Source organism: Pedococcus sp. P2_F6 (assembly GCF_056403675.1).
This window is the reverse complement of sequence record NZ_JBFUEZ010000001.1, coordinates 67,099-88,408: the sequence shown is the minus strand read 5'-3', so window position 1 is coordinate 88,408 and position 21,310 is coordinate 67,099. Positions and strand designations below refer to the sequence as shown.

18 protein-coding genes and 1 riboswitch are annotated in these 21,310 nt (G+C 71.4%); of the genes, 9 read left to right on the top strand and 9 right to left on the bottom strand.

The window, feature by feature from the left end:
- Positions 1–42: 42 nt before the first annotated feature.
- The 5 genes from mrdA to AC1DWP_RS00385 all read right to left on the bottom strand — a co-directional run bounded on the left by mrdA (position 43) and on the right by AC1DWP_RS00385 (position 5,953).
- Positions 43–2,061: a penicillin-binding protein 2 gene (gene mrdA, locus AC1DWP_RS00405; protein ID WP_477612479.1), complete on the bottom strand. Its 2,019-nt coding sequence runs from the start codon at positions 2,059–2,061 to the stop codon at positions 43–45.
- Positions 2,062–2,077: 16 nt separating this feature from the next.
- Positions 2,078–2,569 carry a rod shape-determining protein MreD gene (locus tag AC1DWP_RS00400; protein WP_477612478.1) on the bottom strand — a complete coding sequence of 164 codons (492 nt, stop codon included), beginning with the start codon at positions 2,567–2,569 and terminating at the stop codon, positions 2,078–2,080.
- Positions 2,570–2,571: 2 nt separating this feature from the next.
- The gene (gene mreC, locus AC1DWP_RS00395; protein WP_477612477.1) at positions 2,572–3,393 is read right to left on the bottom strand and encodes a rod shape-determining protein MreC; all 822 of its coding nucleotides are present in this window, start codon (positions 3,391–3,393) and stop codon (positions 2,572–2,574) included.
- 36 nt (positions 3,394–3,429) lie between these two features.
- Positions 3,430–4,443: a rod shape-determining protein MreB gene (mreB, locus tag AC1DWP_RS00390; protein WP_477613404.1), complete on the bottom strand. Its 1,014-nt coding sequence runs from the start codon at positions 4,441–4,443 to the stop codon at positions 3,430–3,432.
- Between the two features lie 250 nt (positions 4,444–4,693).
- Positions 4,694–5,953 (bottom strand): MFS transporter, encoded by a 1,260-nt coding sequence (locus AC1DWP_RS00385; RefSeq protein WP_477612476.1) that lies wholly within the window; start codon positions 5,951–5,953, stop codon positions 4,694–4,696.
- Positions 5,954–6,021: 68 nt separating this feature from the next.
- Between AC1DWP_RS00385 and AC1DWP_RS00380 the strand changes: the two genes are divergently transcribed.
- Positions 6,022–6,549 carry a MarR family winged helix-turn-helix transcriptional regulator gene (locus tag AC1DWP_RS00380; RefSeq protein ID WP_477612475.1) on the top strand — a complete coding sequence of 176 codons (528 nt, stop codon included), beginning with the start codon at positions 6,022–6,024 and terminating at the stop codon, positions 6,547–6,549.
- Positions 6,550–6,594: 45 nt separating this feature from the next.
- On the opposite strand, the gene ndk is transcribed toward AC1DWP_RS00380, so the two are convergent.
- Positions 6,595–7,023: a nucleoside-diphosphate kinase gene (gene ndk / locus AC1DWP_RS00375; RefSeq protein ID WP_477612474.1), complete on the bottom strand. Its 429-nt coding sequence runs from the start codon at positions 7,021–7,023 to the stop codon at positions 6,595–6,597.
- Between the two features lie 43 nt (positions 7,024–7,066).
- Here ndk and AC1DWP_RS00370 point away from each other — a divergent pair, with 43 nt between their 5' ends.
- Positions 7,067–7,786 (top strand): DUF998 domain-containing protein, encoded by a 720-nt coding sequence (locus tag AC1DWP_RS00370; RefSeq protein ID WP_477612473.1) that lies wholly within the window; start codon positions 7,067–7,069, stop codon positions 7,784–7,786.
- On the opposite strand, the gene AC1DWP_RS00365 is transcribed toward AC1DWP_RS00370, so the two are convergent.
- Entirely contained in the window at positions 7,686–8,084 is a 399-nt protein-coding gene (locus AC1DWP_RS00365) for a DUF4233 domain-containing protein (protein ID WP_477612472.1), read from the bottom strand. The two genes, AC1DWP_RS00370 and AC1DWP_RS00365, sit on opposite strands and share 101 nt — an antisense overlap.
- Before the next feature lie 188 nt (positions 8,085–8,272).
- Here AC1DWP_RS00365 and AC1DWP_RS00360 point away from each other — a divergent pair, with 188 nt between their 5' ends.
- On the top strand, positions 8,273–8,404 hold the full coding sequence (locus AC1DWP_RS00360) for a hypothetical protein (RefSeq protein ID WP_255358323.1): 132 nt from the start codon (positions 8,273–8,275) through the stop codon (positions 8,402–8,404).
- A gap of 30 nt (positions 8,405–8,434) precedes the next feature.
- On the opposite strand, the gene AC1DWP_RS00355 is transcribed toward AC1DWP_RS00360, so the two are convergent.
- On the bottom strand, positions 8,435–9,820 hold the full coding sequence (locus AC1DWP_RS00355; RefSeq protein WP_477612471.1) for a bifunctional folylpolyglutamate synthase/dihydrofolate synthase: 1,386 nt from the start codon (positions 9,818–9,820) through the stop codon (positions 8,435–8,437).
- Between the two features lie 20 nt (positions 9,821–9,840).
- Entirely contained in the window at positions 9,841–13,149 is a 3,309-nt protein-coding gene (gene ileS, locus AC1DWP_RS00350) for an isoleucine--tRNA ligase (protein ID WP_477612470.1), read from the bottom strand.
- A gap of 369 nt (positions 13,150–13,518) precedes the next feature.
- A riboswitch (cobalamin riboswitch) is annotated at positions 13,519–13,645 on the top strand.
- Positions 13,646–13,748: 103 nt separating this feature from the next.
- Here ileS and AC1DWP_RS00345 point away from each other — a divergent pair.
- From AC1DWP_RS00345 to AC1DWP_RS00320, 6 genes are read left to right on the top strand one after another with little or no spacing between them, the layout of a single operon-like run.
- Positions 13,749–15,398, top strand: a complete 1,650-nt coding sequence (locus AC1DWP_RS00345; RefSeq protein ID WP_477612469.1) for a prenyltransferase/squalene oxidase repeat-containing protein — start codon at positions 13,749–13,751, stop codon at positions 15,396–15,398.
- Positions 15,398–16,270, top strand: coding sequence for a hypothetical protein (locus AC1DWP_RS00340; protein ID WP_477612468.1), 873 nt, complete (start codon positions 15,398–15,400; stop codon positions 16,268–16,270). The genes AC1DWP_RS00345 and AC1DWP_RS00340 overlap by 1 nt, the downstream gene beginning before the upstream one ends.
- A 6-nt stretch (positions 16,271–16,276) precedes the next feature.
- Positions 16,277–17,368: an energy-coupling factor transporter transmembrane component T gene (locus AC1DWP_RS00335; RefSeq protein WP_477612467.1), complete on the top strand. Its 1,092-nt coding sequence runs from the start codon at positions 16,277–16,279 to the stop codon at positions 17,366–17,368.
- Positions 17,365–19,053, top strand: coding sequence for an ABC transporter ATP-binding protein (locus AC1DWP_RS00330; RefSeq protein ID WP_477612466.1), 1,689 nt, complete (start codon positions 17,365–17,367; stop codon positions 19,051–19,053). The genes AC1DWP_RS00335 and AC1DWP_RS00330 overlap by 4 nt, the downstream gene beginning before the upstream one ends.
- A complete protein-coding gene (locus tag AC1DWP_RS00325) occupies positions 19,053–19,895 on the top strand; it encodes an ECF transporter S component (RefSeq protein WP_477612465.1) in 843 nt (280 codons plus the stop codon). Before AC1DWP_RS00330 ends, AC1DWP_RS00325 begins: the two co-directional genes overlap by 1 nt.
- Complete coding sequence (locus AC1DWP_RS00320) at positions 19,892–21,247, top strand: FAD-binding oxidoreductase (protein ID WP_477612464.1); 1,356 nt, start codon at positions 19,892–19,894, stop codon at positions 21,245–21,247. The genes AC1DWP_RS00325 and AC1DWP_RS00320 overlap by 4 nt, the downstream gene beginning before the upstream one ends.
- The last annotated feature ends 63 nt before the right edge of the window (positions 21,248–21,310 follow it).

Here is a 21,310-nt window from a genome sequence, read left to right as displayed (position 1 = left end):
CAGCCTACTGACTGTCCTGCCATCGCCCCACTTCGCCCATCCCTACCTCAGGGTGCGCAGGACCTCGTGGATCCGCCGGGCAACGGGTGCGGCCCCCTCGCCTCCGGTGCCCCCCTGCGAGACCACCACCGCCACGGCATACCGAGGTCTGGTGGCCGGTGCGTAGGACACGAACCAGGCGGTGTCCTGCTTGCCGAACGCCTCTGCGGTCCCGGTTTTCCCCGCCACTGGCCACTGGTCGAGCGGGAAGCCGGCGAACGCTCCCCTGGCGGTGCCCGAGGTCACGACCCCCACGAGCGCGCCCCGGAGGAAGGACAGCGTGCCGGCGGGGAAGGGCACGGTCCCCGTCCTGACGGGAGCGACCCGCTCGGTGGCCCCGCCCGTTGACCCCCCAGGAGCGACGAAGGCGCGCGCGACCTCCGGCTTCCAGAGCGTTCCACCGTTGGCGATGGCTGCATAGACCTGAGCCATCTGCAGGGGCGTGACCGTGATGTCACCCTGCCCGATCGCGAAGTTGGCCGCGTCCCCGGCACGGAACTGGAAGCCGCTCTGGCAGTTCTCGACGGCAAGCCCCTTGAGGTATGCCGCGCGGCTCGGGTCGGTGGCCAGCAGTTCCGGGTAACCGGACTTGGCGTGCCTGCAGGTCTCGGTGCGGGTCTGGTCCCACTGCCGCTGCTTCCACGTACGGCCGGGGATCCGCCCGGCCTGTTCGCCGGGCAGGTCGATGCCCGTGGCCCGTCCGAGGCCGAACGCGTCGGCCATCGCGACGAAAGGGTCCCTGGCATCGGACTTCGCCGCGAGCCCGCCCTGCGCCAACCAGGACCGGTAGGCGAAGTCGTAGAAGATCGTGTCGCAGGAGACCTCCACCGCCTTGCGCAGGGAGATCCGCCCATAGGCGCGGGACTCGAAGTTGGCGAACCTGCGGTTCCCGATCGTGTAGCCGGACGTGCAATTGTAGGTCCCGTCGAGCGAGTTCCCGGCCCTGACAGCGGCAGGCAGGCTGACCACCTTGAAGGTCGAGGCGGGCGAGAACGCCGCCGAGGTCACGCGGGAGACGAGCGGGGTCCCGGCTGACGCGTCGGTGAGTCGCGCGAGCTCGGCCGGGGTCACGCCCCCCGTCCAGACATCCGGGTCGTAGGACGGGTAGCTCGCTGCCGCGACGACACCACCATTGGTGACGTCCAGGACCACCGCCGCCGCGGAGTCAGCCCGGTGACCGTGCTTGCGCGCCGAGGCGACGGCCGACGCCAGGGCAGCCTCCGCGGCGGCCTGCACCCTGGCGTCGAGGTTGGTGACGACGTCCCGACCGGGAACGGGGTCGGTCTGCCCGAGCGTCCGGGTGACGATGCCGCGGGGGTCGACTGCGACCGTGCTGGTCCCAGGGGTGCCGCGGAGCTGGGTGTCGTACTGCTGCTCCAGCCCGGACCGACCCACCAGGTCGAGGTCGCCGATCGCGCCCCTCGACGCCGCCACGTCCTCGGCGTCCGATCGAGCGAGGTAGCCGAGCACGTGAGCCGCGTTGACGGTCCGCTGGGCGGGGTAGTCCCGCACTGGCTGAGCCGAGACCCCCACTCCCGGAAAGAGATCCGGACGTTCGAGGAGACTCAGTGCCCTGCGGGGATCGACGCCGCTTGCCAACGGGATCGGCACGTAGGCGGATCCGGCCCAGCAGACCGGCGCCGGTGGCGCGCCCTGCACCCCGCAGAGCTGGGTGCGCCCCCACAGCTGGTCGAAGTCCGCCCCCAGCACACGGGCCACGCGATGGACGAGGTCGCGCCCACCGTCCTCTGACTCGACGAGCTGTCCCCGGTCGACGGTGACCACGGTCTCGGTCGTGTTGTCCACGAGGGGCAGACCGGTGCGGTCGAGGATGCGGCCCCTGACGGCAGGTTCGGTCACCGTGCGGGTGTTGAGGGTGGCCGCTGCCCGCTGGTAATCCTCGTGGCCCACGATCTGGACCTGCCCCAACCGACCGAGGAGCGTGCCCATGAAGCACAGCACCACGAGTCCGAGGACCCACACCCGAGGCGAGTGGTCCCGCGCGATGCGCGAGCGCCTCACGCTCGCCACCCGCGCTTCATCGTCGTCCTCGGGCCAGTCGCCGCTCGAGGTTGACGAGCACGGGCACGAACATCGCGCAGAGCAGCGCGGTGAGCACTAGGCGCAGCCCGACGACGTGCCAGTCGACAGCCGCCCCCGACAGCATCGCGACCACGAGCCGTCCGGTCGCGACGAGTGCGGCGCTACCCAGTCCCACGACGGCGACCCAGCCGAACGGCGTCTCTCCCTCGCGCCTTCCGGCCCCGGCGAGGAGCCCGGCCGCGGCATACACCAGGGCTGCGGTGCCGAGCACCGCCGAACCTGGTGGCATCAGGTCGACCAGCCAGCCACCCGCCAGGCCGAGCAGCGCACCGCGGGCGGCGCCGGTGCGCAGGGCGCCGGCCACCACGACGGGGAGGACCAGGTCGGGCAGGACCAGCTGCGAGCGGGCAGCCAGGGTCACCGTGGCCACGGCGGCGACCAGCAGCAGGAGGCCACGAAGGGTGAGGGCGAGGCTGGGCACGGGCACGGTCAGCCCCCACCCGTGACGGCCGGCCTCGGCGTGGAGCGCGGACCGGTGCGCAGGATGCCGACCACTCCAAGGGTGGTCACGTCGGTCGCGGGGCGGACGGAGGCCGTGGGCGTGAGGTCGCCGGGGGCGTCGTCGACGCGCTCCACGGTGCCCACCCTCAGCCCCGGGGGGAAGGGCGATCCTCCGACGCTGCCCAACGTGGTCACCGCGTCACCCGTCCGCACCAGACCGCGCTCGACGACGGTGAGGTTGAGCTCGCCCGCAGGACGACGGTGTGCGCCCTGGGCCCCGCTGCCCACCGCGCCCAGGGTGCCGGCCGCTCCGACCCGCACGCCCACGAGGAGGTCAGCGCTGCCGACGAGCAGCACGTCGCAGGTCCACGGGGAGACCGTCACCACGCGCCCGACCAGACCGTCGACGCCGACCACGGACAGGTCGGTCCGCACACCGTCGCGCGACCCGGCGTCGAGCGTCACCCGCTCGGGTCCCGCTGCCCCCTCGCGGCCGACGGCGACGACCCGCGCGGGGACGAACGCGCCCCCGGCCAGGTCGGGCGAGTCCAGGAGCCCCTGGAGCTGTTGCCCTGTCACGGACTTCTGCGAAGCCTGGGCGCGCAGGACCTCGTCGCGCGGGACGCGGGCATCCACGATTTCCTGAAGGTCGTGGGGGTCCTGAGGGTCCCGGGTGCCCTGGGGGTCCCGGGCTGACAGGAGGCGTTCGAGCGGCCCGAGCACCGTTCCACCCGCCGACCGCAGCGGTGCCACACCCCGGCCACCGGACACGTCGACGCAGAGGGCGACGACGGTCAAGACCACCAGCACCACCAGGAGCCTGAGTCGGGAGGGGGCACGCATCGGTCAGAAACGGCGGGTGTCGATGAGGACCCGCTGGAGGGTCGAGAACTCCTCGATGCATCGTCCCGAGCCGCGCACGACGGCCCGCAACGGGTCGTCGGCCACCCGCACCGGGACGCCGAGCTCGTGCCGGAGTCGCTCGTCGAGTCCGCGCAACAGCGCTCCCCCGCCCGTCAGCGTGATCCCGTTGTCGAGGATGTCGCCTGCCAGCTCCGGTGGGCAGACGTCGAGCGTCGCCCGCACGAGCTCGACGATCTGCAGCACCGGCCCCTCGATCGCTCGGCGGACCTCCTGGCTGGAGATGGTGACGGTCTTGGGCAGGCCGCTGACCAGGTCGCGGCCCCGGACGCGGGTACTCGTCTCCTGACTGAGGGGAAAGGCTGATCCCGCCGCGACCTTGATGTCCTCGGCGCTGCGCTCCCCCAGCAGCAAGGAGTACTCGCTCTTGACGTGCGCGATCACCGCCTCATCGATCTCGTCGCCACCGACGCGGACCGAACGGGCCGTCACGATCCCTCCGAGGCTGATGACGGCGACGTCGGTCGTGCCACCGCCGATGTCGACCACCATCGAGGCCGAGGTCTCGTTGACCGGCAGGTCCGCCCCGATGGCGGCAGCCATGGGCTCCTCGATGACGTAGACCCGGCGAGCGCCCGAGCGCACCGCGGCGTCCTCGAGGGCACGGCGCTCGACTCCCGTGACCTCACTCGGGACGCAGACGACCATCCGGGGACGGACCAGTCGGGAGGGACGCACCTGGTCGACGAAGTACCGCAGCATCTGTTCGGTCACGTCGGCGTCGGAGATGACCCCGTCGGCCAGCGGCCGCACCGCTCGGACGTGGCCCGGCGTGCGACCGAGCATCTCCTTGGCCCGCGCGCCTGCGGCGATCAGCTTGCCCGTGGCTGCCTCGACGGCCACGACCGAGGGTTCGTCGAGGACCACGCCGCGACCCCGCTCGTAGACCAGGGTGTTGGCGGTGCCCAGGTCGATCGCCAGGTCTCGACCCCACGTCATCCAGCCGCCCGCACCGCCTCTCACGCCCGCGATGCTAGGTCGGCTCCCCACCGCGATCCGGGAGCCGCGCCCGAGCCGTCCCGATAGTGGTACTGGTGTGACAGATGTGACCTACCCCTGCGGCAAAACGGCCGTTGCGACGCGAAACGGGAGTTGCAACTCCCGGGTTTCNNNNATACGGGAGTTGCAACTCCCGGGTTGCGTCGCAACGGCCGTTTTGCGGGTGGCAAGGTGAGGTATGCCGCGTGGATCAGGCTGCCAGCTCGGCCTCGACGCGGCGCGGCACGGCCGACCGCCGTGGGCGCATCGCCACACGCAGCCGCCAAGCCCCGAACACGGCGAGCAGGCTGATCGCCACGTGCAGGCCGATGAACAGGCCTCCGAAGCCCGCCCCGAGCACCACCCCAGCCACCAGCGGGCCGGCGGCCGAGAAACCGGTCTGCAGCGCAGTGAACAGGCCGAGCGTGGTGCCGACGAGGCCGGACGGAGCCAGGCTGGCGGTCAGCGGGTTGAGCACGGGAGCATACATCGTCTCGCCGACCGCGAAGATCCCGAACGTCGTGACGAACAGGGCCGCGGACAGCTCAGGGGCGAGCGAGGAGGCGGCGAGCACCAGCCAGGACAGCGTCCAGATGGCGCCCACACCCATCAGCAGGGTCGCCCCGCTGCGCTTGGCCGTCAGCCTGACGACCAGCATCTGCAGCGCGATGATGACGACGCAGTTGACGGCGGCAGCCAGGCCGATGGTGGTCTCCTCCACGTGCAGGACCGTGAGGGCGTAGGCAGGGAGCCCCGACTCGAACTGGGCGTAGAAGCCCAGGGCCAGCGTGACCGTGACCAGCGCCGTCCAGCGCAGGGCCGGAATGGCCCAGATGGCGCGCAGTGCCTCTCGCGGGCCGGCCGAGCCGACCCCCTCGGAGGCAAGGCCGGGCTCGTCGAGCGAGCCCACCGGCATACCCCATCGCCTGGCACCTGCGGCCAGCAGGAGGAGGCCGGAGACGAGGAAGCCGGCAGCCGCGCCGGCGAAGGCGGGCCACATGCCGGAAGCGCGGTCGAGGTCGACGACGTAACCGGCGCCGAACGCCCCGACGGCCATGCCGAGGGCCTGGCCGGTGAACTGCCACGCGAAGACCCGGCGGCGGTCGGAGCCGCCCACCCAGCGCAGCACGAGCACGGACTGGGCGGGACCCGCGGCGGTGATCCCGAGGCCGAACACGAACATGCCGACGAGGAACGACACCGGGCCGTCCGCCCAGATGAGGGAGGCGGCACCAGCCGCGGCGACCACCTTGGCGCCCACCGCGACCATGACGGGCGACATGCGGTCTGCGAGGCGGCCAGCCACGGGAGCGGCCAGGAGCGCGCCCACCGAAAACAGGCTCGATGCTGCCGCCGCAACCAGCGACCCCCAGCCGCGCGTCGTCGCGGCGTAGGCGTACTGGTAGGGCAGGACAGTGCCCCAGCCGAGCATGGCTACGGCAGAGGCGAGGATCAACAGACGGGCGCGCATGGTCACTTCAACAGTTCTTCGAGTTCGAATATTTCGATATCGAAATCTTAGCATGCGAAGATGACGGCATGCCCCCGAGGTCCAAGAACGTGAAAGGCGCCCAGAGCGCCCAGGAGCAGTACCGGGAAGCCGTGGCGACCTACGTCGCGGCAGGCGGCGACGAGTCCGTGCAGCGCGTGATCACGGCGGTGAACTCCCTGGGCCGCAAGCTCGAGCAGTGGTACACGCGCCAGCTCGTGGACCTCGACCTCTCCCACGGCGAGTGGTCGGTGGTGGCACAGCTGGCCACGGCGGACGGCACGCTGACGCCGAGCCGGCTGGCCGACGCGACGAACGTGGCCGCGTCCTCGATGACGCACCGGCTGGACCGGATGACCGAACGCGGTGTGGTGCGCCGCTCCCCCGATCCGGAGAACCGCACCCGAGTCCTCGTCGAGCTCACCGAGCAGGGCTGGGAGCTGTTCGAGGCGGCGGTGCGCGAGGCCAACGTCGTCGAGTCCGACATCCTCGCCGGCCTGACCCGCGAGGAGCGCGACCAGCTGGCGGCGCTCCTCGAAGTGGTGATCAGCGGTCTCGACGACCTCGAGACGTCCTAGCCCTCAGTGCTTCCAGGGCTTTGAGGCTTGTCCGGGCCCCAGCGACTACAGGTTCGGGAACCAGATCGCGATCTCGCGGGCAGCCGACTCCGCGGAGTCCGAGCCGTGCACGATGTTCTCCTGGACCTTCTTGCCCCAGTCACGGCCGAGGTCACCACGGATGGTGCCGGGCAGCGCGGCCGTCGGGTCGGTGGCTCCGGCGAGCGCACGGAACCCCTCGATGCAGCGGTTGCCCTCGATGACGACGGCGGTCACCTGACCGCTGGACATGAACTCGACGAGCGGCTCGTAGAACGGCTTGCCCTCGTGCTCGGCGTAGTGCTCGGCGAGCTGCTCGCGGGTGGGGGTGGTCACCGCGAGCGCGGCGAGGGTGTAACCCTTCGCCTCGATGCGGCGAAGCACCTCGCCACTGAGGCCGCGGGCGAAGCCGTCGGGCTTGACCAGGACAAGGGAGCGTTCGGTCTGAGTCGTCACGGCCGCCAGCCTACCGAGCAACGGCAGGGACTAGCGTCGCGGTGTGCAAGAGGTGGCGGGGACGAGCAAGGACGTCAGGTATGCCGCGTGGCTGGTCCAGCCTGCCTACCTCGTCATCGAGGTTGCGCTGGCTCTCCTCGCGGGCGTGCAGTACTCGCTGGCCGACGACACGATCAGCGCCCTCGGCACGTCCTGCTCGCCCCACGAGGTCGGGTGCTCGTCCGCCCCGGTGCTGATGGACCTCACGTTCATCCTCTTCGGGATCCTCCAGGCACTGGGCGCCCTCCCGCTGCTCAGGGCGCACGGACGACCCGCCTTGGTCGGCTGGCTGTGGGTCGTGGCCGGGCTGGGTTCGGTCGGCGTCGGGCTCCTGCCCGTGGACACCCACCCCCTGGCCCACTCCCTCGTGGCGCTCCCGGTCTTCGTGGCGCAGCCGCTCGCCCTGCTGCTGCACGCGCGGTTGTCGACGCCTGGCCGACTGCGCAGCGCTGGCCTGGTCCTCGCCGGCGTGGCCCTCGCTGGCGTCGTCACCTTCGCGGGACTGCTCGGCGCCGACCACTGGTCGGGGCTGGCCGAGCGCGCCGCCATCTGGCCGGCGAAGCTGTGGCTCCCGCTGGCCCTCCTGGCAGCTGCTCCTGCGACCGGTGCTGCGACCGGTGCTGCTACTGCTGCTGGGCGACGTCGGCCCGCTGCCGCGCCGCCACCTGCTCCTCCACCCGGTGACACAGGACCAGCGAGCCCACCCACAACGCCAGGAAGATGAGCCCGACACCGAGCATCGCGGGCACCACCACCGCGCTGGCGAAGGTCAGCACCTGGATGAGCCACCCCAGCGTCACCCCCCACGGCCGACGCATCATCCCGGCGGCGAGCCAGCACAGCACTGCGAGACCGACACCGGTCCACAACCAGGCATGGCTGCGGTCGTCACCCTCGGCGCTGGCCAGGCCACGGGCCACCAGCGCGCCGAGGAACACCACGACCCCCTGGCTGCCGAGCACGGTCGCGAGCATCCGCCAGGTGAACTTGCCGAGCGCGCCGTAGAAGACGATGCCCTTCATCGACCGCCCCGGTGGGAGTCACGGAACCTGGTGAGCAGCCAGAAGGCCACGGCGACCACGATGGCGAGGACGATCAGCTTCCCGAACATGCTCCGAGCGTATGCCGTGTGGCCGGGCCGAGAGCGCCGGACCTGGCGTACTGTCACAGAACGGAGTCATTCAGGCTTCCTAGCGCTGGGAGCACCACCATGGCCGACAAGTCACCTCGACAACACCTGGCCAAGAAGGCCGGCAAGTCCATCAAGGAGAAGCGCGCCGAGAAGCACGCCAAGGCCGACGCAAAGACCCACCTCGACGTGGGGCAGATCGGCAAGAAGTAGCCGTACCCACACGCTGTCGGCGCGACCGGCTCAGACGTCGGTCGCGCCGAGCAGCATCCGCACCTCGGCGGCAGTGGTGACCGAGCCCGTCGCCAGCACACCGCCCCCGACGCCGCCCTCGTCGGCGAGTCCCGCCGCGACGTCCAGGGCGTCGGGCAGGTCCTGGACCACCGTGACCCGGTCCTCGCCGAAGATGTCCACGGCCAGCTCACCCAGGTCGTCAGGCCTCATGGCGCGGGGCGAGGTCGTGCGCGAGACCACCACGTGGTCGAGCACCGGCTCGAGGATCTCGAGCATCTCGGTGGCGTCCTTGTCCTTGAGGATGGCGATGACTCCCACGATCTTCGCGAAGTTGAACGAGTCCTCCAGGGCGTCCCGCAGTGCCATCGCGCCAGCGGGGTTGTGCGCTGCGTCCACGATGACGGTCGGTGAACGCCGCACGATCTCGAGGCGACCCGGCGAGGCGACCCGGGCGAGGCCCGCCCGGACGATGTCGGGATCCAGCCGCTGCTCTCCCCCACCGAAGAACGCCTCCACGGCGACCAGGGCCTGCGTGGCGTTGTGCGCCTGGTGCGCGCCGTGGAGGGGCAGGAACAGGTCTTCGTAGTCGCCACCCAGACCACGGATGGCGATCTGCTGCCCGCCGACACCCACGTCCCTTGTCAGCAAGCCGAAGTCGTTGCCCTCGAACGCGATCCGGGCGCCGACCTCGGCCGCACGGTCGGCGAGGATCTGGGCGACGTCCGGCTCCTGGACACCGATGACCGCCACGGAGTCGGGCTTGATGATGCCGGACTTCTCGGTGGCGATGTCGACGACGTCGTTGCCGAGGAAGTGCTGGTGGTCCAGCGCGATGGGAGTGACGACGGCGACCGAACCGTCAGCCACGTTGGTGGCGTCCCAGCTGCCGCCCAAGCCCACCTCCACGATGGCGACGTCGACGGGGGCGTCGGCGAACGCGGCATACGCAACGGCCACGAGGACCTCGAAGTAGGTCATCCGCGGCCCCCCGTCGGCGACCGACCGGGCATCGACGATCTCGATGATGGGCAGCACGTCGTCGTAGGCCTCGAGGAACTTCTCGGCGCTGATCGGCTCGCCGGAGAAAGCGATCCGCTCGCGCACGCTGTGCAGGTGGGGTGAGGTGAACCGCCCCGTCTTCAGGCCCATCTCACGCAGCAGCGAGTCGATGATCCGGGTCGTCGACGTCTTGCCGTTGGTCCCCGTGAGGTGGATGACCGGGTAGGTGCGCTGGGGGTCGCCGAGGAGCTCCATGACCGCGGCGATCCGGTCCAGGCTCGGTTGCAGGTCGTGCTCGGGGGCGCGGGCGAGGATGGCCTCCTCGGCCTCTCGCATCGCCTTGATGACCTCGAGGTTGTGCGCGGCCTCGCGCTGGGCGGCATCAGGGGCAGGCATGGGTTTCAGTCTTCCTTCCGTCAGAGCTTCATGACCTTGATGCGCACCGGCTCGCCGTCGCCGACCGTGGCCTCCGCGACGTCCTCGCGCTGGGGCAGCGCGTCGAGCTGGGGGGCACTGCCGAACTGGGTCGCCAGGGTCTCCTCGACGATCAGGGCCTGGTGGGCCACAGTCGCCTCCCAGACGGCCGGGGACCCCGTGACGGTCAGCGAGATCCGGTCCGACACGTCGAGACCGGCCTCACGGCGGGCCTGCTGGACAGCCCGCACGACGTCACGTGCGAGACCTTCCTGGGCCAGCTCGGCGGTGACCTCGGTGTCGAGCACCACGAAGCCGCCACCGGGCAGCATCGCCGTGGCCTTGGCCCCGCCCTGCTGCTCCGAGTCGACCACCATCTCGAGGGTGTACTCCCCCTCGACGAGGTCCAGCCCCCCAGCAGTCACCGTGCCATCGGGCGCCACGGACCAGTCGCCGGACTTGCTGCCCTTGATGGCCTGCTGGACGTCACGCCCGAGCCGCGGACCGGCTGCCCGGGCATTGACGGTGAGCCGCTGCGTGATGCCGAAGTCGGCCTCGCTGGCGTCGCCGAGGTCGCGGAGGGTGACAGTGCGCACGTTGACCTCGTCGGCGATGATCCCGCCGAAGTCCTTGAGCGACAACGCGTCTGACGTCACGACGGTGAGGTCCTGGAGTGGCAGTCGCACCCGCAGACCACCTGCCTTGCGCAGGGACGACGCCACGGAGCAGACCTCGCGGGCCCGGTCCATGGCCGAGACCAGGGCGTGGTCTGCCGGCAGGTCGGTGTGGTCCGGCCAGTCGGTGAGGTGCACCGAACGGCCGCCTGTCAGTCCTCGCCAGATCTCCTCGGTGGTGAGAGGAAGCAGGGGCGCCGCCACGCGGCAGACGACCTCGAGGGCGGTGTAGAGGGTGTCGAACGCCTGCTCCGCACCGCGGCCTTCCGAACCCGAGCCCGTGCCCGTCCCGGTGTCCCAGAAGCGCTCGCGCGAGCGGCGGACGTACCAGTTGGTCACCACGTCGAGGAAGCCACGGGTCGTCTCGCAGGCGTTGGCGACCTCGTAGCCGTCCAGCTGCTCCTGCATGGTGCGGACGTACTCGCCGAGCTTGGCCAGCAGGTAGCGGTCGAGCGGGTCGGTGGAGGCCGTCGACCACTTCGCCTCGTAGCCCTGTCCGCCACCAGCAGCGTTGGCGTACAAGGAGAAGAAGTACCAGGTGTTCCACAGCGGGATGAGCACCTGGCGCACGCCGTCACGGATGCCCTGCTCGGTCACGACCAGGTTGCCGCCCCGGAGGATGGGGCTCGACATGAGGAACCACCGCATGGCGTCGGCGCCGTCGCGGTCGAAGACCTCACGCACGTCGGGGTAGTTGCGCAGGGACTTCGACATCTTCTGGCCGTCCGAGCCGAGCACGATGCCGTGGCTCACGCAGGACGAGAAGGCAGGTCGGTCGAACAGCGCCGTCGCCAGGACGTGCAGGGTGTAGAACCACCCCCGCGTCTGGCCGATGTACTCGACGATGAAGTCACCCGGGAAGTGGTGCTCGAACCACTCGGCGTTCTCGAACGGGTAGTGCACCTGCGCGAACGACATCGACCCCGAGTCGAACCAGACGTCGAGGACGTCCTCGACCCGGCGCATGGTGGACTGCCCGGTCGGGTCATCGGGGTTCGGCCGCGTGAGGTTGTCGATGAACGGCCGGTGCAGGTCCGTGACCTCCACGCCGAAGTCGGCCTGCAGCTCGGCGAACGAGCCGTAGACGTCAAGGCGTGGGTACTCCGGGTTGTCCGACTTCCACACCGGGATGGGGCTGCCCCAGAAGCGATTTCGTGAGATCGACCAGTCGCGGGCGTTCTCGAGCCACTTGCCGAACTGGCCGTGCTTGACGTGCTCGGGCACCCAGGTGATCTGCTCGTTGAGCTCGAGCATCCGGTCCTTGAACTTGGTGACCTCGACGAACCAGCTCGAGACAGCCATGTAGATCAGCGGCTGCCGGCAGCGCCAGCAGTGCGGGTAGGAGTGGTCGTAGGTCTCCCGGCGCAGCAGGACGGTGCCCTCGGTGACCGAACCAGTCTCGCCCTCACCGCGCGTCCGAGCCTTCAGGTGGTCGATGATCATCGCGTTGGCGTCGAAGACCTGGACACCCTCGTAGTCGGTCACCGGGTAGGTGAAGCAGCCGTCGGGACCGACGGGGATGACCGGCTCGATGCCGGCGGCATCGGTGACGATCTTGTCCTCCTCACCGAAGGCGCCGGCCGTGTGGACCAGCCCGGTGCCGTCCTCGGTGGTGACGAACTCCGCCGGGAAGACCCTGTGCGCACGCTCGTGGCCCAGGTAGTAGGAGAAGGGCGGGGTGAACGACCGGCCGACGAGGTCGCTGCCCTTGAGCCGCTCCACGACGCGCGACTGCGGGTCGACCGGGTCGGTGCCGTCGGAGGTGTCTGCGCCGAACAGGTCCTTGGCGTAGGCCGCGAGGCGCGCCTCACCGATGAGGTAGCGCTCGGTGGTGCCGGTGACGTCGGACTCGACCACGACGTAGTCGATGTCGGGGCCGACCATGATGCCGAGGTTCGCGGGCAGGGTCCACGGCGTCGTCGTCCAGACCAGCGCGAGCTCGCCGGTCTCCAGGCGCAGGCCCACGGTGACAGCCGGGTCCTGGCGGTTCTGGTAGACGTCGTCGTCCATGCGCAGCTCGTGGTTGGACAGCGGGGTCTGGTCGTTCCAGCAGTAGGGCAGCACGCGGAAGCCCTCGTAGACGTAGCCCTTGTCGTACAACGCCTTGAAGGCCCAGATGACCGACTCCATGTAGTCGGGGTTGAGGGTCTTGTAGTCGTTGTCGAAGTCCACCCAGCGCGCCTGACGGGTGACGTAGTCGCGCCACTCCCCCGTGTACTTCAGCACGGACTCGCGGCACTTGGCGTTGAACTTCTCCAGCCCGAGCTCGAGGATCTCGTCCTTGGTCTTGATGCCGAGCTGGCTCATCGCCTCGAGCTCCGCGGGGAGCCCGTGGGTGTCCCACCCGAACCGTCGCTCGACCCGGCGTCCGCGCATCGTCTGGTAGCGCGGGATGAGGTCCTTGACGTAGCCGGTCAGCAGGTGGCCGTAGTGCGGCAGCCCGTTGGCGAACGGCGGCCCGTCGTAGAAGACGAACTCGTTGTCACCGTTCGTGCCCGCCGACCGGTTCTCCACCGACGCGACGAAGGTGCCGTCCTCGTCCCAGTACCTGAGGATCCGCTCCTCGATCTCGGGAAATCGGGGCGAGGCGGGCACGCCAGAGGGCTCGGTGTGGCTGGAGACCTTCGGATAGGTCATGGTGTCGGCGGTCCTCACATCACTCGTGTTCTTCACACGAGGACGACATCGCCGGGATTCCCGGCGGCACCGCGGTACCACCTCGCTTGCCGCACCCACGCGCCCGAGGAGGCCCGCGGCATACGACCGCTCTTGCTCGAGGTTGTGACGGACCCACCCGTCCGGTTCTAGTGAGCCACCACCCCGCGCGTATGCCGCGTGGCGCCGTGACCGTTCTTCCGGAGGCTCCCCGGTGATGGCCGGTTCAGTGCCTGTGCACCCAAGTCTAGCGGGCCGTGACGAAGGGCACGTCCGCGCGGCGGAAGGGCACCGTGCTGCGGTGTAGTCTGAGCGGCGTTGCCCCAGGGCAACACCACGACGCGACACCAGGGGAAGCCGGTCCAACTCCGGCGCTGACCCGCAACCGTAGGCCGCAGTGAAACGCGGCGAGCCGGAACACCTGGATCGCGAAGCGGCTCCATTTCCGTCGAGGTACGCGGGGCGGAGCCCGGACACCAGGTCCGAGGCCGCCCCCCGATGTCGCTCCAGCGACGCCGGGGGTCTTTCACGTTCTGGTGCCGGTGCACCCGTCGCGACACCGTTCGCAGTGAAGAGGCACCATGCACCGCACCCTCCGCAGCGCCCGTCCGGCCGCTGCACTGGCCCTGACACTGGGGGCAGCCCTGGTCCTGCCCGGCGCGGCGTTCGCCGGGACGACCGAGCCCACCCCGGTCAGCACCACGAGCACGACGAGCACCGGGACCACGAGCACCGGGACCGGCAGCGCCACGAGCGAGCCCACCGGCTCGACCTCGGCCACCACCACGACCCCGCCCCCCAGCGACACCTCGACGACCACGTCCGCCACAGGCTCGACCACCACCGGGACGAGCACCCTTCCCAGCACCACGACCGCCACCACCGGGTTGACCAAGTCGAGCGCCGCCAAGACCACCTCCCCCACCCTCGGACTGGTCCCCGGCGGCCGGGCGGGCCGGTATGGGCTGAACGCTGCCGCCGTCCTCCCCGAGACCTCCACCGACCCGGCCCTGGTCGCCGCCGGCTACCTCGTCAGGGAGCTTGCCGCAGGCCAGCACCACTTCTCCACCGTGGTCCCCGGCTTCGGCACGTTCGCCGACTACGGCGTCACCGCGGACGCCGTGCTGGCGCTCGCGGCAGCGGGGGCCGGGCAGGATGAGGCCGCCCTGACCACCGCGTACCTCGCCAACCACGTCCTCGACTACGTCGGCTTCGGCGATCCCAATGAGATCGCGGCGGGCGCGGTCGCGAAGCTCCTCAACGTCGCCATCGCGCAAGGTGTGGACCCGACCGCTTTCGGGGGTCAGAACCTCGTCGCGACCCTGCAGGCGCGAGAGGCACAGAACGGCCGGTTCTCGGACCAGTCGCAGTACGGCGACTTCTCGAACACGTTCGGCCAGTCACTCGCCCTCATCGGACTGCACCGGGCCGCCGTCACCACGAGCGCCCCATCGCGGGCGTACCTGCTGACCCAGCAGTGCTCGAACGGTGGCTTCCTGCTGTTCATGACCGATGCCGGCTGCACCGATCCTGCCTCCGCGGACCCGGATGCCACGGCCATGGCCGTCCAGGCCCTGATCGCGATCGGCGGCGCGACGGCTCAGGTCAGCGCAGGCCTCGACTACCTCGCCACGCGCCAGGCAGCGTCGGGGGGTGTCGGAGGCGGCGGACCCCAGACAGGACTCAACGCCAACACCACCGGTCTCGCCGGACAGGCCTTCCTGGCAGGTGGACGCAGCGCCAATGCTCGTCGCGCCGCATCGTTCGTCGCCGCACTGCAGTACGGCTGCACGTTCCCGGCAGGCGTTCGCGGTGGCATCGCCTACGACCAGACCGCCTACGACGACCAGGCAGACGCCGGAACCGCCGCAGCCCCTGTGGACCAGGACCGTCGTTCGACGTCGCAGGCCGCCCTCGCACTCGCCGGCACGCCGCTGTACGCAGTGTCGGCCGTCGGCGCCGACGCCACGGCGCCCGAACTCGACTGCCCCGCGGTCACGACCTCCACCACGACCTCCTCGACCAGCTCGACGAGCTCGAACAGTGCCGGCACCAGCACCACCGCGGCCGCGCCGGCGCCGGCCGACCCCTCCGACCCCGGATCGGCCGTGCCCGGCAACCTGGCCTTCACCGGTGCCGATGTGGCGGCGGCGACCCTCCTCGGAGCGCTGCTGCTGCTCACCGGAGCAGGGGCCATCGTGCTGGCACGGCGCAAGGGCGTGCACGCCTGATGCGGCTGCTCGCGCGCCTCGTCGCCGTCGCCGGACTCGTCGTCGCCGGCGGCCTCGCCCTCCCGGGCGGGGCCGCCCAGGCGGCGGCGTGCTCGGGCACGTCCGGGGTCACCGTCGTCATCGACTACGGATCCAGCTCGTCAACGTCCTGCGCGCCTGGCGATCCGGCGTCGGCCATGTCCGCCCTCAAGGCCGTGGCCACGGTGGTGAGCCCCCAGCGCTACCCCGGCACCGTCGTGTGCCGGATCAACGGGACACCGGCCAGCGACCCGTGCGTCCAGATGCCGCCGGCCAACGCCTACTGGGCGTTCTTCCATGCCTCGCGCGGTGGATCGTGGACCTACAGCAGCTCGGGGGTGGCCAGCTACAACCCCGCCCCGGGCACCGTGATCGGGTTCGCGTTCGGGTCCGGCGGCGCCCCCAGCAGCCCGCCTCCGGCTGCCAGCCCGAGCACGCCCAAGCCGTCGCCCAAGCCGAGCGCCTCCAGCTCGTCGAGCAAGCCACCCGCACCCAAACCCGCGGGCACCACCCCGGCCCGGCCCAGCAGCTCCAGCACCTCCGGCTCGACCCCCGCGGCCGGCGCCGGTGCCGGCACAGGCGCTGGCGCCGGCACCCGGCCGGGATCGCCGAGCAGCGCGACTCCGGGCGCCAAGCCGTCGACCACCACGACCTCGCCAGGCACCACCACGACCTCCGCGACGTCATCGGGCACCACCTCCGCCGGCTCCACCGGCAGCGGTGAGTCGGACAACGCAGCATCGGCCACGCCCGACTCCGGTTCGCCGCTGACCCTGCTCGCTGGCCTCGGTCTGGTGGGGCTGGTCGGTGCCGGCGCGGCATACCTCGCAGTGCGTCGTCGAGGAACCGCGTAGCCGCTCGTGCGCGCCGCCGGCACACCGCTGTCCCGTCACCTGCACCCCGTCGCCTGGTGGGTGTGGGCGATCGGGCTGGCGGTGGCCTGCTCGCGCACGAACAACCCGCTCCTGCTGCTGCTGGCCGTGAGCGTGGCCAGCCTGGTCGTCGCGGCCAGGCGCGGCAGCTCGCCGTGGTCGCGTGCGTTCCGGCTCTACCTCGTGCTCGGCGGGTTCATCATCGTGCTCAGGGTGGTGCTGCACGTGCTGGTGGGCTTCAAGTTCGGCACCACGCGGCTCTACTGGCTGCCGAGCGTCGAGCTCCCCGGCATCACGGTGCTGGGCCCGCTCTACCTCGAGGGCGTCCTCGCTGCCGCCGCCGAGGGGCTGCGCCTCGCGAGCCTGATCGCGTGCATCGGGGCCGCCAACGCGCTGGCCAACCCCAAACGGCTGCTTCGCGCCCTGCCCAGCGCCCTGCACGAGATCGGCACCGCCGTCGTCATCTCCGTGACCGTGGCCCCGCAGCTCGCCGAGAGTGTCCAACGCGTGCGTCGCGCCAGGGTGCTGCGCGGCGAGGGCGGTGGCGGGATCAGGTCGGCCGGCCGGGTCGCCCTGCCCGTGCTGCAGGACACCCTCGACCGGTCGTTGTCCCTCGCCTCGGCGATGGACTCGCGCGGCTACGGCCGACGCTCCGAGCAGTCGGCCGCCACCCGCCGCCTCACCGGGGCGCTGACCCTCTCCGGGCTGATGGGCGCCGGGGTCGGCATGTACGGGTTGCTCGACGGCACCGCACCGGCAGTGATCGGGATGCCGATGCTTGCCCTGGGGCTGGCCCTGTCCGCCATCGGCGTGCGCGTCGGTGGCGCAAGCGTGCAGCGCAGCGTCTACCGGCCCGACCCGTGGGCCCTCCCGGAGTGGCTGGTCGCCGGGGCCGGGGTGGCGGCCGCTGCACTCATGGTGGTCCAGGCCGGGCGAGCACCCGACGCCCTCGCCCTGCCGATCCAGCCGTTGGCGGCACCGGCGCTGCCACTCCTCGCCGTGCTGGGGATCCTGCTGGCCGCCGTGCCCGCCCTCGTGGCTCCGGCCCCTCCGGCAGCCCGAAGGAGTGGTGGTCGATGAGCACCGACCCCAGGGCGCCGGTCGTGTTCGACGCCGTGACCATCCGGTATGCCGGCAGCCCCCGCCCCGCCCTCCGCGAGGCGTCGTTCGTGCTCGAGGAGGGGGAGCTCGTCGTCGTCACCGGCCGCACGGGCTCGGGGAAGACCACCCTCCTCGGCGCCGTCAACGGAACCGTCCCGCACTTCACCGGTGGCCACCTCTCCGGACGGGTCACCGTCTGCGGTCGGGACACCCGCACGCACCGTCCGAGGGACCTCGCCGGCATCGTGGGGGTGGTGCGGCAGGACCCGCTGGCCGGCTTCGTGACCGACACGGTGGAGGAGGAGCTGGCCTACACGCTCGAACAGCTCGCCCTCGATCCCCCGGCGATGCGACGCCGCGTCGAGGAGGTGCTCGACCTGCTCGGGATCGCGGACCTGCGGGATGCGCCCTTGCGCGACCTGTCCGGTGGCCAGCAGCAGCGCGTCGCCATCGGCTCGGTCCTCACCGCGAGCCCCCGGTTGCTGGTCCTCGACGAGCCCACGTCGGCGCTCGACCCGACGGGAGCCGAGGAGGTCCTCGCGACGCTGTCGCGCCTGGTCCACGACCTGGGCCTGACAGTGCTGCTGTCCGAACACCGGCTCGAGCGCATCGTCGGCACCGCGGACCGCGTGATCCTGGTGGCGGACGACGGCACGGTCAGCGACGGCCTCCCGCGGGACGTCATGGCCACCGCTCCGCTCGCCCCACCGGTCGTCCACCTCGGTCGATGGGCCGGCTGGCAACCGCTGCCCTTGACGGTCCGTGACGCCAGGCGGGCCGCGACCACCCTTCGACGGGACCTGACCCGCGCCGCAGACGCTGCCGCCGACGGGTCCCCCACCGCTCCCGCGCCTGTCACCTCAACCACGGGTGGCCACGATCGGGTTGCAGCCGTGGGCGTGGACGTCAGGCACGGGAGCGTGGCCGCCGTGCGCTCGGTCGACCTCTCCCTGCACGATGGAGAGGTCGCTGTCCTCATGGGTCGCAACGGCTCCGGCAAGTCCTCGCTCCTGTGGGCCCTGCACGGCACGGGCAGCCGCAGCGCGGGCGAGGTCACCGTCCTCACCGCCACGGGTGGCCGGGTCGACCCCGCCACCGAGTCCCCCAAGGTCCGGCGCAGCCACATCGGGCTGGTGCCCCAGAGTGCGCCAGACCTGCTCTACCTCGACTCGGTGGGAGCCGAGTGCCGCCAGGCCGACCACGAGGCGGCAGCGGAGCCCGGCTCGACGCGGGCCACCCTCGACAGGCTCGCACCCGGCATACCCGACGACCACCATCCACGCGACCTCTCCGAGGGGCAGCAGCTCGCCCTCGTTCTCGCGATCCAGCTCGCTGCCGCACCGGGCGCGTTGCTGCTCGACGAGCCCACACGCGGTCTGGACTACCCCGCCAAGGCGGTCCTCGGCGACCTGTTGCGCGACCTCGCGGCCAGCGGCCGCGCCCTCGTGGTGGCGACCCACGACGTGGAGTTCGCCGCGAACGTCGCCGACCGCGTGGTCGTGATGTCGGAAGGCAGGGTCGTCGCTGACGGCCCGGCGGCGAACATCCTGTGTGACTCCCCCGCGTTCGCGCCTCAGGTCGCCAAGGTCCTCGCGCCGACCCGGCTCCTCCGGCTCGACCAGGTGCAGGCCGCGGTCACGGCGACGGCGGGAGGGGTGCGCTGATGGCCTCACCGATCAGGGTGATCGCGCTTCGTCCTCGCTCCACCGTGGCGCTCGTCCTCGTGTCGGTCGCCGGGCTGCTCGCGTTCGGCTGGCCGTTGTTCGCCACCGCGGACTCCCGCCTCGGCCACAGCGCCGACGCGCCGCTCCTGTTCGCCCTGCTCCTGCCGCTGCTGATGGCGGTGGTGCTGTTCGAGATCAGCGAGGGAGGGCTCGACGTCAAGGCGGTGGCGATGCTCGGCGTTCTGTCGGCCGTGGGTGCCGCGCTGCGCCCGCTCGGCGCCGGCACCGCCGGTCTGGAGACGGTCTTCTTCCTGCTCGTCCTCGGGGGCCGGGTGTTCGGTCCAGGCTTCGGGTTCGTCCTGGGGTCCACGACGCTCTTCGCGTCCGCGCTCATCACCGGCGGTGTCGGGCCCTGGCTGCCCTATCAGATGCTGGGCGCCGCCTGGGTCGGCCTCGGCGCAGGCCTGCTGCCCCGCGTGCCGGCGCGCTGGGAGCTCGTCACGCTGGCCGCCTATGGCGCGGTGTCCGGGCTCCTCTACGGCGTGGCCCTCAACTTCTCCTTCTGGCCGTTCGCCAGCGGGCTCGCCAGCGACGTCTCGTTCGTGGCGGGTGCCGCCCCCTGGGAGAACCTGCGCCGGTTCGGGGTCTTCTCACTGGCCACCTCGCTCTGGTGGGACATCGGGCGAGCCCTGACCAACGTCGTCCTCATCGCGGTCACCGGCCGAGCGGTCCTCGGGACCCTGCGGCGGGCCTCCCGCCGAGCCGCCTTCGACGCAGAGGCGGGTTTCGTGGACCGGCGCAGCGGCGAGGAGCCGGCCCCGCGGCATACGCTCCGAGGATGAGCACGGACACCTCGCTGCCCATCCGCGCCGTCACCGACCCCGACGTCAAGGCCACCTACGCCGTGGACGAGTCGGTGGGTGCCACGGCTCCCCACCAGTTCGAGGTCGTGCGGGCCCGAGACCTGGGCGACGTGGTCGAAGTAATGCGGTGGGCCCACGAGACGCGCACGCCGGTCGTGCCCCAAGGTGCCCGCAGCAGCCTCACGGGCAGCTCGGTGGCGATCGAGGGCGGCGTGGTCCTCAACCTGGAGGGGCTCGACCGGATCACCACCATCGACCCGCTCGAGGGCCTGGCGGTGCTAGGCCCCGGGGTCGTGACGAAGGACCTCAAGGACGCCGCCGCGGCGCAGGGCCTGTTCTACCCACCCGATCCCGCGAGCTCGGCGTTCTGCACGATCGGCGGCAACGTCGCGACCAACGCGGGCGGGCTGTGCTGCGTCAAGTACGGCGTCACCGCCGACTACGTGCGCGCCCTGCAGGTTGTGCTGCCCGGGGGCGAGGTGATCCGCACCGGCCACCGCACCGCCAAGGGTGTGGCCGGACTCGACCTGACCGGGCTGTTCGTCGGGTCCGAGGGCACCCTCGGCGTCATCACGGAGGTGACCACCCGGCTCGTGCCTGCGCCCGACCCCGCGCTCACGGTGCTCGCGACGTTCGACTCGCTCGACGCGGCAGGGCGCGCCATCGTCGGCCTGCGGCTCGAACGTCACGTGCCCTCGCTCGTCGAGCTGCTCGACCGAGCCGCCATCGCCGCCGTGCAGTCGCTGGCCGACTACGGCTTCCCGCAGGACTGCGAGGCCGCCCTGCTCGTGCAGTCCGACCGCCCCGACCACACGGCCGAGGACGTGCAACGGTATGCCGCGGTGCTCGCCGACGCGGGTGCCGTGGACGTCGCCGTGGCCGACGACCCCACGGAGGCCGATCTGCTGCTCGCCGGGCGGCGGGCGCTCAGCCCGGCGCTGGAGGCCAAGGGCGCCCGCTACCTGGAGGACGTCTGCGTGCCGGTCGGACGGCTCACCGACCTCATCCGGACCGGGCAGGCCATCGCCGCGCAGCGCGGACTGGAGATCGTCATGGCAGGGCATGCGGGCGACGGAAACCTGCACCCCAGCATCTTCTTCGACCCCGCCGACCCGGCCAGTCGCGAGAGCGCGCACCTGGCCTTCACCGAGATCATCACGGCCGCCCTGCAGATGGGCGGCACCATCACCGGCGAGCACGGTGTGGGCACGCTCAAGGCCCCGTGGCTGGCGCAGGAGCTCGGCGAGCGGGAGCTGGAGCGCCAGCGCGCCGTGAAGGCCCTCTTCGACCCGCGCGGGATCCTCAACCCCGGCCGGGTCTACTGGTCCTGACCCTTCTCCCGCCGTTCCCACCCTTGTCGGGTCCAGGTGTAGTGACCCGATAAAGGTGATGCG

What these genes read in the sequence shown, in the direction of transcription:
- mreB (WP_477613404.1), bottom strand. Translation starts at nt 4,443, where the DNA reads ATGACGTGGGGTCGAGACCTGGCGATCGACCTGGGCACCGCCAACACC.
- AC1DWP_RS00385 (WP_477612476.1), bottom strand. Translation starts at nt 5,953, where the DNA reads ATGCGCGCCCGTCTGTTGATCCTCGCCTCTGCCGTAGCCATGCTCGGC.
- AC1DWP_RS00380 (WP_477612475.1), top strand. Translation starts at nt 6,022, where the DNA reads ATGCCCCCGAGGTCCAAGAACGTGAAAGGCGCCCAGAGCGCCCAGGAG.
- AC1DWP_RS00365 (WP_477612472.1), bottom strand. Translation starts at nt 8,084, where the DNA reads ATGAAGGGCATCGTCTTCTACGGCGCGCTCGGCAAGTTCACCTGGCGG.
- AC1DWP_RS00360 (WP_255358323.1), top strand. Translation starts at nt 8,273, where the DNA reads ATGGCCGACAAGTCACCTCGACAACACCTGGCCAAGAAGGCCGGCAAG.
- AC1DWP_RS00355 (WP_477612471.1), bottom strand. Translation starts at nt 9,820, where the DNA reads ATGCCTGCCCCTGATGCCGCCCAGCGCGAGGCCGCGCACAACCTCGAG.
- ileS (WP_477612470.1), bottom strand. Translation starts at nt 13,149, where the DNA reads ATGACCTATCCGAAGGTCTCCAGCCACACCGAGCCCTCTGGCGTGCCC.
- AC1DWP_RS00345 (WP_477612469.1), top strand. Translation starts at nt 13,749, where the DNA reads ATGCACCGCACCCTCCGCAGCGCCCGTCCGGCCGCTGCACTGGCCCTG.
- AC1DWP_RS00340 (WP_477612468.1), top strand. Translation starts at nt 15,398, where the DNA reads ATGCGGCTGCTCGCGCGCCTCGTCGCCGTCGCCGGACTCGTCGTCGCC.
- AC1DWP_RS00330 (WP_477612466.1), top strand. Translation starts at nt 17,365, where the DNA reads ATGAGCACCGACCCCAGGGCGCCGGTCGTGTTCGACGCCGTGACCATC.
- AC1DWP_RS00325 (WP_477612465.1), top strand. Translation starts at nt 19,053, where the DNA reads ATGGCCTCACCGATCAGGGTGATCGCGCTTCGTCCTCGCTCCACCGTG.
- AC1DWP_RS00320 (WP_477612464.1), top strand. Translation starts at nt 19,892, where the DNA reads ATGAGCACGGACACCTCGCTGCCCATCCGCGCCGTCACCGACCCCGAC.